The sequence below is a fragment of the Longimicrobium sp. genome (assembly GCA_036387335.1).
Classification (GTDB): domain Bacteria; phylum Gemmatimonadota; class Gemmatimonadetes; order Longimicrobiales; family Longimicrobiaceae; genus Longimicrobium.
Window position 1 is genome coordinate 1 of the sequence record DASVTZ010000050.1, and the last position, 1,849, is coordinate 1,849.

General features: G+C 64.2%; 1 protein-coding gene. It reads left to right on the forward strand.

What is annotated here, in order from left to right; translation table 11 throughout:
* Nucleotides 1-101 precede the first annotated feature (101 nt).
* Nucleotides 102-1,613 carry a hypothetical protein gene (locus tag VF647_04635; GenBank protein ID HEX8451361.1) on the forward strand — a complete coding sequence of 504 codons (1,512 nt, stop codon included), beginning with the start codon at nt 102-104 and terminating at the stop codon, nt 1,611-1,613.
* Nucleotides 1,614-1,849 lie beyond the last annotated feature (236 nt).

Sequence of the window (1,849 nt, forward strand, 5' to 3'; positions counted from 1 at the left end):
CCTAACCCGGCGTAGCCGGTACCAAACAGGTTTTCGCTTGACACGCTCGGGTTAAGTGATCAGGGTGGTGCTGTCCAGAAGCTTGCGACAGGATCACTCCGATGCTCACCGACCGCTACGCGACTCGCATCCGCGGCATGCTCTCGTGCTTCGACCGCATCCTCATCACGGGCACGCTCCCCGACATCTGCCACGCCCAGGCGTTCACGCGGGAACTGAACCGGCGCCGCATCCGGATCTTCGACTTCCCTCAGTTCGCCCAGCCCCTGCGTGATGCCATCCGTGCAAATGCGGAGCGCCTGGCGCAGGAGAACGACCTGAAGATCGAGTTCATCCGGCGGATCGATTCCTTCCGCAAGGAGGACCGGGTCCAGGAAATCGTGGCCCAGCGCGGCACCCATCCGGGTCTGGTGCACATCTTCAGCGCCATGGAGACCTGCTCGTCGTTCCAGCCCTGGCATGACAAGCTCTCTGGAAAGACGTTTCTCAAGCCCGACAGCGGCAAGTGTCTCCACTACTACTTCTACTTCATCGATCCCGATCTCGGGCTCTGCCACCTGCGCGTACCGACCTGGGCACCCTTCCGCCTGCAGTTCTGCATGAATGGGCACAACTGGCTGGCCTCACGGCTGAAGCGGCACCGGATCGGCTACAAGCTTCTCGACAACGCGTTCATCGAGATCGACGATTTCGCGCGGGCGCAGCAGATCGCCGATCACCTGAAGCCGCTGACGCTGCACCGCAAGCTCGACCGCTTTGCCCGCAGCTTCTGCCCCGCGGCCGCCGAGTTCCACGCCGGCTACCACTGGAGCCTCGCGCAGGTCGAGTACGCCACCGACATCGTCTTCAAGCGCCGCGAGGACTTGGCTCCGCTCTACGGTCACTTGGTCCGTACCGCCGTGCACGCTGTCCGCGCCGAGCACGTCGCCACCTTCCTGGGCAAGAAGCTCGACCCGCGCTACCTCGGCGAGGTCGGCAACGACTTCAACACCCGCATCCAGGGCACCCGCATCCGCCACCAGATGGGCCGCTCAGCCCTCAAGATGTATGACAAGTTCGGCCATGTCCTGCGCATCGAGACCGTCACCAACGACGTCTCCTTCTTCAAGCACCACCGCACGGTGGAACACCGCGACGGCAGCCGCGAGACCAAGCTCGCCTCCGTCAGGAAGACCCTCTACAGCCTGGATGCCCTTGCCCATCTCCTCGGGGCCGCCAACCGCCGCTATCTCGAATTCCTCTCCAGCCTCGACGACGACAGCACCGGGCGCCGGCACCTCGAACGCCTCTCGCAACCGGTCCACGACGAGAAACGCAGCTGGCGCGGTCTCAACTTCTTCGACGCCAGGGACCGTGAACTCCTGCTCACCCTCGCCCGCGGCGAATTCAACTTGCGCGGCTTCCAGGTCCGCGATTTACGCGGCATCCTCGCGCATCTCAGCGGACCGCAGCTCTCACGGCAGCTCAAGCGCCTGCGCATGCACCGGCTGATCAAGAGCGTACGAGGCACCTACAGGTACTACCTCACCCGCTTGGGACGCCGCGTCGTCGCCGCCGCATCCCGGCTGCGCGAGGGGTCCATCATCCCAGCTCTCGCCTGCATCCCTGCGTAAATCATCGCACATTTGCGCAGGATTTTGCTGGTAAGGGACTAAGATGAGCCCGAGCGCCGAGGTGTGGACTAGTGCGGAGCCGCGGACAAAGAAAGAGGCGCCACCTTCGCGGGCGGCGCCTCACTGCACCTCGGAAGGAGATTTATCCCTCCCGGCCTTCGTACTCCGTCTTTAGCCGCGCGACCACGGACGGGTCCGCAAGTGTCGTCGTATCGCCCAATGCCCGGCCCTCGGCG